Below are 8,807 nucleotides of genomic sequence, written 5' to 3' on the forward strand. Positions count from 1 at the left end.
AATGTTGCAAATTAAATCCATTAAAAATAGCCATGCTTGTTGTTGCTAAAGTTCTAGCATCTAATGGACTTCCGACAATACCTTCGTCCTTCATTTTTTGAAAAAAATGTGTAAGAAATGACCTCCATTCCTCCATCTGAAGAATAAGCATCTCTTTTATTTGTGGTAATTCATTCGAAACCATACATCCTTGGAGAAGCATAGGAGAAGACCCCTTTTCATAAGATTCATTTACTAAACGCATGGAGTATTCTTTAAATGTATTTAGCAAATCTTGATCTTTTCCATTAAGAGCTTCCTTTAAATCTTCAAAATAAAAATCTATACCTTCTTTTATCAACTTTAGCAAGAACTCCTCTTTGTTGGGAAAATGAACATAAAAAGCCCCTTTAGAGTATCCAGCATGTTTTACAATTTGATCAATGCTTGTCCTAGAATAGCCTTGTTTAGAAAATAATTCAATCCCCGATTGCATTATTTTGTTAATCGTATTTTCTGATTGTTTTTGATGATAATTCACCATAGTACCCCCTTTCCGAAAAGGAAACTGAATATTTAATTAATTTTAGTATATTCCTCAGCATACAATAAATTAATTAATACTGACTAGTTAGTATTAATAACATCTATATTAAAAAGGGGGAATTTATTTTGTTACGTCGCTTATCTATTTGTACTTTACTAACAGCTTTTATGTTTAGTTTGTTTACATTTAGTGGATCTGCTTTCGCGGCTACGAATACCACTGAAAATGAAACTGTAGTAACAGCTTGCACAAAAGGAGGTACGGTAGGTATATATGGTTCAAAAATGCGCAGTTTTCCCAGCGTCGGATCGTCTGTTTTATACACATTTCCTAGTGGTAAGAGAATTACTGGAACATGGGTAAAAGGTGAGTATGTTCAAGGTCATTACAGTAATTCTAATCAGTGGTTAAAAGTTACCTATAACGGGAAGACAGGTTATGTATCTCACACAACATTATATAACATTTGCCAATAAGGGTAGCATCAGGATTTTGCGGATTTACCCTATTAATACTTAACTAATTTTGCTTCAAATAAGGCTGGATAGCATCCCGAAAATGCTATAAACAACTTAACGTTGTAAATCCACATTTTCGGGACGCTATCCCTTTAAGAGGTAATCATTTAATTTTGTAGAAAATAAATATAGAAAATCAAAGTAAGTAAGAGATTACTTTGATTGGATAAGGTCCATTCTTATCCGAAACATGTAGTTTCCGTTTTTGCCTATGTAACTAACAATAATGATGAAGTTTTACTAGTCAAAACACATTGGCGTTCGGATACTTAGGAACTTTCAGGGAGACAAGTTGAAGAAGGCGAATCCTTAAGTAAAACTGTAAGTAGAGAATTCCTTAAAGAAACAGGTATTATGCTTCTGATAACGAAAATTATGTAAATAAGCTGTCCATATGGACAGCTTATTGTATTTTTTGCTTAGCGTGGGTTTTTTCCAAAATGCTGGCGGTACCCCTATTAGTTCTTTAATAATCTTTCTTTCACTGTAGAACCTAGATTTACTATTATCCAAAAAATCACAGCTGTTATAATCCATATCGTTACTAAAATAATACTAGAAATAATAAAATTCTTTAAAGATGAAAATTGTAATGGTGAACGTTGGGTTATTAACACCTCTTTTATTACATAAAAAAGTACAAATACTAAACTAGCCCCTAAAAAATCAACTACTCTATTTTTTTTCTTGATCTTAATTCTTTTTTTTAGAACACTATCTTCTCTTATTAATTCATCGATAGTTACATTGTATATATCTGATAAAATAATTAAATTGTCGATATCCGGATATGTTTTACCAGATTCCCACTTTGAAACAGATTGTTTTGAAACACCTATTTTTTGTGCAACATTTTCTTGCGTGTAATTATATTGCACTCTTAATTGTTTTAACCGTTCACTTAGTAACATCTTTACTCATCCCCTAAAATAAAAGTTATATTTAAAATTAAATCATAAATTAAAATAAATCGATAACTTCCTAAGTAACTATAGTCACCCATTGGTTTACAAACTGTAAAATCAATTATTTCCCTTTGTTTTTGGGTGTGAGTACAGTGGCTGGGGTGAAGCGAAGCGAGGGGCTAGCCCCTTTTAGTGTCATAAAAATCTAGAGTAAGAATTAATTCATAGCCAGCCGATCTAAGCGGTTCGGCTGGTACAATTGGTAATCCAAGTCGAGCAACCTAAATTCTCGTTTTTGGTATGTTCGACTTGGCGAAAGCTAAAAACCAGCCGAAAAAAGTTTTGCAAGGACAGAATCAAAAAGGCGATAGCCTTTTTGATTCTGAGGGTGGAGATTTTTGAGTGTTTTTCTCAAAAATACGACCCGTTCCTTGCGGAACTTTTAGCTATATATATAAGAGTGAGAAGAGCAAAGTGAAGAAAGTCAGCAATATCAAGGGTTTATAAGACATAGGGTGTGAATTTTTTTTCACACCTGTGTGAATTTTTTTTCACACCTAAAAAATGGTAAAAACAACAAAAAAAAAGATGTCAATAGTAAAATTGACATCTAAAATAAGTAAACTGGCAATTTATGTTTTTTATTATCTCCAATGACTTTAAAATTTCTAAGTGACTTTTTAAAAATATGTTGAGTTGCTCGATCAACACTATCTTTTGGAGAACAACACATAATATTCGGATTTACAAACCATGTACGGCTAGTGCAAGTTCTTCCATCATCAGTCGTCATTCCTGCTTCTGCAACACCTAAAACCCCTTTTTTTAATAAAGAATTCATTGTTTTAGAAACACTTTCTCTTGTTTTACCAAACTTTTCAGCTAAATAACTAGGTGTTGCTGCATTAGTTTCAATTTCATTACTATTACCCTTTTCAATGATTACATTAGTTTTAAATTCCAAATAAGAAGAAATTTGCAATAAAAACGCTTGCTCCGCATTAGTAAAATAGCCAATACGATTTAAATATTCCATATTGTCCATTATAATTTGCACAAACCTCACCCGATCTGTAGGTTTTTTCTTTTTCCCTATGAAATACTCATCTCCACCAGTTGTTTTACTTAATAACTGCAAAAGCATTGCTTTCTCTTCTTCTGAGTAACCACCAGCTTGCAACTGGTCATAAATACTATCAATCTTACTATCTCTTAATTTCGCTTTTTTTTCAGCTTGTCCAAAATCTACAACTTTTGTCATAAAATAATTCTCTCCCTTAGTGGAAGGAATCAACTTTTATATGTTAGAATGTATATAGAATATATAAATGGTTGATTCCAACCTTATTATGAAAAACCGCCTCGCCGGCCAAAGCTGGGGCGGTTTTTCTCGTGTATACGTCTTTCTCTATAATAACATGAAACACCTTGTTAAAACTTTCCGTCTCTTGCAAAAACACAACATTCAATCCTCTTTTTCTTCTTCAAACTCATCCAATACAATGTTTTCAACATTATCACACCTATCTTTCCCTATCAAAATCTCGATGTCTGCTTATTTCTCTCTTATGTTCACGTTCAAATTGATTATCTATTCCCTTGCTATCCAATTCATTTTTAATAATCCCTCTAAACACCTTAAATTTCTCTTTAAAAGCTTTTTTCGTCTGTTGATACAAAACTCTTATATTCTCCTTCAAATCCTTTATATGAGTTTTTAATGAGCCTATTTCAGTATTTAATTTTCTATTTTCCTCTTTCAACTCTAAATTTATCTTTTGGGATTCTTTTAAAGAATCATACAAACTATCAACTTGACGATTTAGTTCCCTATTTTCTTTTACCAAATCCGTATTCTGCAAACGCTCATAATCTTTTTTTACAGTGACTGCTGCAGTTATCAATTCTTCTACTTTTTCGAGTTGCTTTGGAGAAAAAACATAATTTCCTGTCTCTTTTTCAATGATTTCAGGTTTACCAATTAATTTTGGTTTTACCTCTGTCTTGATCTCTTTCTTTTTGGTCTTTAACGTAATTTCATTATTAGGTAATCGCTTGCTTATCTCGATAAATTGATTCTCTATATTAGAAACTGCTTCAGCATATTCCTTGTATTGACGGACTTTCATGTACTTATGTGAACCTACATTCGCTCGTTCAAATTCTGGAATATGTTTTTTAGCCAAAGATTCAATATAAGCCGTTTCTAATTGTCTCCAATTCGCAATTAGCTCCGTCCCTTTTCCTTGTACGCCTTGTTGTTGCAAGGCTCTATCCATTCCGACACGTCTCGTTAATCCTCGACTACTTTCGAAATGCGGTACATAGTTAATATGTAAATGCGGATTGGCTTCATCATCATGTAAAACCATGTTATAGACTGCTAGATTTGGATTTCGCCCTTGAAACGCCTCTGCATACTGTTTTAACGCTTCTTTTTTAGCTTCCCTATACTTTGGGTCATCTTTACCCTCTCCAACCGCTACAACCAATTCTCGTTGCTCATGTGTCTTTTCATTTTTATGTATTTTGTCATAGTAGTCCTGAATCTTACGGTCATTTCGTTTTTGCTTCTCATTATACTTGTCCACCGCTTCTTGAAAGACATCCTTGTATACAATTCGGATATCCTTTTGAACAAAGTAGATATTCTCGTCTAACCTGGATGGATCGATACCAGGATTCCCATAAATGTTTTCTCGGTTATTATGGCTTAATGAACTTTGGTGAGATTGATTAAATGAGATAGAGAACAACATAAAGCGCCACCACTTCCCCTAGATTAATTGATACAATAAGTCTAGCAAGGCGACGAAATTGTGTCAATTGACGTAACCCTATACGTATTTTGACACTACGTATCAAAATCGATAGGGGTCTGCGACGCTTTTCGGCTTTGCCGAGCCATGCCAGCATGGCAAAAACAAACCTTGGGCTTTGCCCAAACCCACTGGGGAACTCTTCCCCAGACCCCCTCAATCGAACTCCCCAACCCCTCAATCCTTGAGGGGCCCCCTCACCGGGTGGCAGGAACAAACGGTCGTTTGTTCAATGCCAAGAGGGTTTGGGTGTAGCAAGTATGTCAACTCCTTAATGCTCCCTACGGTCCGCTTACCATTGACATACAACGTAATTTAGTACACTACTCATAAAACAAACATCGTCCAAACCCGTTATATGCTCTTCAAACGCTCCAAATTGATTTCTAATCCTTCTATAATTTTCCACATATACAAAAACACCCGGAAAAATAAAAAATCCCTCAAATAATCTGTAAAGCCCCTTAAAACAAAAAAAGAGCAAAATACAGCTCTTTAAAAACCCTCTATTCATCTTCAATAATAGTTGTATTAGTATATTCTTCTTTCGCATCACCATTTACCCATAAATACCCACCTAAAACTATCACTGAAACCATCACTAAAAAAATACTTAATACTACAATCAACAAGATTGTCCGTTTCCTCATAGCACAACCCCTTTTTTAAAATTATACAAAGTATTCTTCTAAACTAATGGTTATACCTTTTATTTATAAGAGTTCCCAAAATATAGGATTCTTTTTTTCGACTTTTGAAAGTAAACTTTTGAATATTAGTTTACATTCAAATCTCCTTAAACATTGACTTCACACCAAATACGCTAATCCCTTTAAAATACACAACAAAAGTATACATTCAAAACATTACAAATAAAGAGGTTAAAACATCCATGGACAAAAAAGAAAAAGCTAGATCCAGACTAGCTTTTTTTACATAATTCGGGATTATCGAAAGTCCAATATTAATTTAATGTTATCAAAAACGTTTATGTTTCCATTCAAAAAAGTTAAACCCCTGCCAAGGCAGAGGTGCTTGTGTTAAACATCCTGTATATGCTTATATTCAATAAGTTGTTGGCCACTAGCATCCACTCTAACGGTAATCTCATCGATACCATAGCCAATATGTGGTCCATAATAGGGGTGAACTCGAACTTTCACATCATAAGCTCCCCCAATACCATATAACTGTTTAATGTTCACAATCTCAGTATCCCATCCTGCCCAGGATGGGATACCTTCTGTAGCATCTTTATAAATTTCTGTTAAAGCCTTATCAATCGATGGACTAAGACTTCTTATTAAAGCATATCTCACCATATCATTATCTGGTTCTTTTGCATTTACTTGAAAAGAGAATGTAGAGTAAGAAACGATGAACATTAAGAAACTTAGTGCAATTATAATTTTCTTCATAACATCACCTAAAATTATTCTGTCCACCTTAGCTAATATTATTGTACTAACAAATGCTTTAGCTTGAGTGAAATAAGAAAAAAATGAAGAAATTTTATTGTATACCATATTCATGTGAGGTTTACATAACCCCACTTATCGGTATTCAATGTATCTAGAAAAAACCCTTTCAGTTTACTTGCTGAAGGGGTTTCATATTTACATAATTTTCGTTATCAGAAGTTGTTTTTAAGATGATCAGTTTTTATATTTTATAATAGTTCCGTTTATATCTTTAAACTCTAAAGCAGTCTTAATAGAATCCAATGATTCTGGACCATCGTCTAATTTATTAGGAAGGATTATGTACCATAAACTCCATCCTTTATACTTTGATTCGTTAGGTAAAAATTTATCTAAATTTATTATATGTCCTGAAGTTGATTTATAAGATACCTCGCTAATGGATGGATTCTTAAGATAGCCAGAAATAACTTTTCCGTTTGAAACTCCAAAAGTAGGTGATATACCAGAATCTTGTACTTTTAACTCACTTACATTTTCTCCTCCTGTTATTCCACTTACAGTCCATTTTCCATTTTTCATTTGTAAATCCGCTATTGAAATGTAATTATCAGGTGTAACAAAAAAGGCTATTTTTCCATCTATTTTTATAATACGCTCTAAAGCATGATATTTATTTGTATCTGTATTACTTGTTGATTTTAATTCTTGCTTTAATGCTTCTTGCTTTGTATCGTACCCTTTTGAAATCGAACAGCCACTAATGACAAGAGTTAGGGAACCTAATATAAGATATTTTCTAAGTTTTTTATACAAAAGTTTTCCCCCTTTATTTTTTTGTAAATATATGGATTTATTACATTCTATCACGAAGGAATTAGAATAAGTCGTACATTTTTTTGATGTATATTCTATACATGTGAGGTTAACATAACGTCTCATTATCAGTAGTAAAACAAAAAGGCTCACTCCTTATATAACAAAGAGTGAGCCTTTTTTATTTTACTTATTAAATAAACGATTCCACAAAGAATTTTTTTGTTTTGTAATTGCAAGCTGTTGAATACTTCTTATATTTTCCATCAACATTTTATCTCTTTCATTTGCTCGGTTTTCTTGTCGAGTAAGTTGATGTTCCATACGTTCTAGAATTTCTCTATCACTTTTTCGTTCCTTCTCCATCTCTTCAATTTTTTCTAATAGATGCCTATTAAGTTTGTCTTGCTCTTTTATATAATCTATTAAACTTTGTATAGATTCATTTGTCACAGGAGTTAGAGAACGGCTAGAAGAGTGGGTTTCACTCTTAGATTCTTGTTGTATTTCTTGGAGAGCGTCCCCCGTTCTTGATGAAGAGCGGTTTCCTTCACGCTTAGATATAATAACTTTTGCAGCTTGTTCTAAGTTGAATTTTTGCTCTTGTACTAAACTTTTAAACAGTATAAGTGTATCTTGATCATAGTGAGTATAATAGCGAGTACCATCATCATTTTTCTCCCAGTAATATCCGTTCTTTTCTAGCGCGGCAGCCCACTTTCTTAAAGTACTTACCCCAATATTTAATCGTTCACTCATTTCTTTGTTTAACAAGACATATTCATATTCTTTCAAGCTATCACCTCACTCTTTAGAATATCATAAATTTTCTTGTAGGCGCTCGTTCACCCGCTCTTCAATGATTATTCGAGAATTTAAAAGAATTCCCTTTGATTTTAAAATCGGCCGAAGTAGAACACAGTAAACCCACTACTTTTTTATACAAGATTTTATACAATTTTTTGTTGTAACCTTAGAATAAAGTTTGATTAAATTAACTTAATAGACCTTGATAAAAGAGCAAATAGAAAAAGCGTGTTTTGAAAAAAAGATTGATCAAAACACGCCTTTTCTATATTCAATTGAATCATCTTTTATAAAAAAGTTTGATAATTTTTGTGATCCTTGCTCAATTAAAGCGCCCTTTTATGGAATAATCATTGTAAAAATCCACTTAAAGTTTAGCTGGGACACTTTATTGACAAAAGTCATAGATTTATTTATTTTTGTTTTCTAATTCCTCAACTCTCCTTTCCATGTTCTTTATTTTTTTGATTGAGTGAAGGGCGAGCCCTAAAGCTATTCCACCTAAAGTGAATGCTGGAAAAACAAGAAAAGTAAACCATTCCATCTTTTAATCCCCCCTAAAACTACTAAACAATTTGGCCCGATTGTTGAACAAAGAAATACTCTACAAAATAGATCTTTTTATCAATCTTTATTACAAATTATCAATCTTTATTTTAAATCCACATTTGTACTAATACAGGACATTCGTAAACCGGAAAATCCCCATCATCTCCACAATGTATAAAATCATGCATAGAATGATAAACAAAGAAAAAGCGAAATCCTTGTTAAATCAGTGGATTTCGCTTTTGATTTGCTACCGATAATGAGACGTTATGTCGACTTGATATGTATATAATATTCATAAATTATCATTCAGACATCATACTCTTATTCATCTTTTTTATTCGGTTCTTGAATTTGAAGGAGTTCAATAAAAACATTTAGCATGTCCTGGATTTGAATTCGATTGTCTACAAAATGTTGCAAATTAAATCCATTAAAAATAGCCA

At 32.7% G+C, this 8,807-nt stretch carries 10 protein-coding genes; 1 reads left to right on the plus strand and 9 read right to left on the minus strand.

Annotated elements, in window-relative coordinates; genetic code table 11:
- Positions 1–523 (minus strand): TetR/AcrR family transcriptional regulator (locus AB3X48_RS13815; protein ID WP_367959684.1); only part of this gene is annotated, 523 nt, incomplete at its 3' end.
- A gap of 128 nt (positions 524–651) precedes the next feature.
- Here AB3X48_RS13815 and AB3X48_RS13820 point away from each other — a divergent pair.
- Positions 652–1,002 carry an SH3 domain-containing protein gene (locus AB3X48_RS13820; RefSeq protein WP_016103962.1) on the plus strand — a complete coding sequence of 117 codons (351 nt, stop codon included), beginning with the start codon at positions 652–654 and terminating at the stop codon, positions 1,000–1,002.
- Positions 1,003–1,502: 500 nt separating this feature from the next.
- Here AB3X48_RS13820 and AB3X48_RS13825 read toward each other — a convergent pair whose 3' ends face one another.
- From AB3X48_RS13825 to AB3X48_RS13860, 8 genes are all read right to left on the minus strand, one after another.
- Entirely contained in the window at positions 1,503–1,955 is a 453-nt protein-coding gene (locus AB3X48_RS13825; RefSeq protein WP_016103963.1) for a helix-turn-helix domain-containing protein, read from the minus strand.
- A 604-nt stretch (positions 1,956–2,559) separates the two neighbouring features.
- Positions 2,560–3,210: a hypothetical protein gene (locus AB3X48_RS13830; protein ID WP_002193719.1), complete on the minus strand. Its 651-nt coding sequence runs from the start codon at positions 3,208–3,210 to the stop codon at positions 2,560–2,562.
- 262 nt (positions 3,211–3,472) lie between these two features.
- Positions 3,473–4,708 carry a plasmid recombination protein gene (locus AB3X48_RS13835; protein WP_199715801.1) on the minus strand — a complete coding sequence of 412 codons (1,236 nt, stop codon included), beginning with the start codon at positions 4,706–4,708 and terminating at the stop codon, positions 3,473–3,475.
- Positions 4,709–5,274: 566 nt separating this feature from the next.
- Positions 5,275–5,418: a hypothetical protein gene (locus AB3X48_RS13840; RefSeq protein ID WP_016103958.1), complete on the minus strand. Its 144-nt coding sequence runs from the start codon at positions 5,416–5,418 to the stop codon at positions 5,275–5,277.
- A gap of 390 nt (positions 5,419–5,808) precedes the next feature.
- A complete protein-coding gene (locus AB3X48_RS13845; RefSeq protein ID WP_232299868.1) occupies positions 5,809–6,186 on the minus strand; it encodes a DUF3888 domain-containing protein in 378 nt (125 codons plus the stop codon).
- A gap of 237 nt (positions 6,187–6,423) precedes the next feature.
- Positions 6,424–7,005, minus strand: coding sequence for a hypothetical protein (locus AB3X48_RS13850; protein ID WP_016103960.1), 582 nt, complete (start codon positions 7,003–7,005; stop codon positions 6,424–6,426).
- Between the two features lie 186 nt (positions 7,006–7,191).
- Positions 7,192–7,800: a MerR family transcriptional regulator gene (locus AB3X48_RS13855; protein ID WP_002170141.1), complete on the minus strand. Its 609-nt coding sequence runs from the start codon at positions 7,798–7,800 to the stop codon at positions 7,192–7,194.
- A gap of 421 nt (positions 7,801–8,221) precedes the next feature.
- Positions 8,222–8,356, minus strand: a complete 135-nt coding sequence (locus AB3X48_RS13860; RefSeq protein WP_000454672.1) for a hypothetical protein — start codon at positions 8,354–8,356, stop codon at positions 8,222–8,224.
- Positions 8,357–8,807: the final 451 nt, after the last annotated feature.

This window comes from Bacillus sp. S4 (assembly GCF_040838205.1).
GTDB lineage: Bacteria > Bacillota > Bacilli > Bacillales > Bacillaceae_G > Bacillus_A > Bacillus_A cereus_U.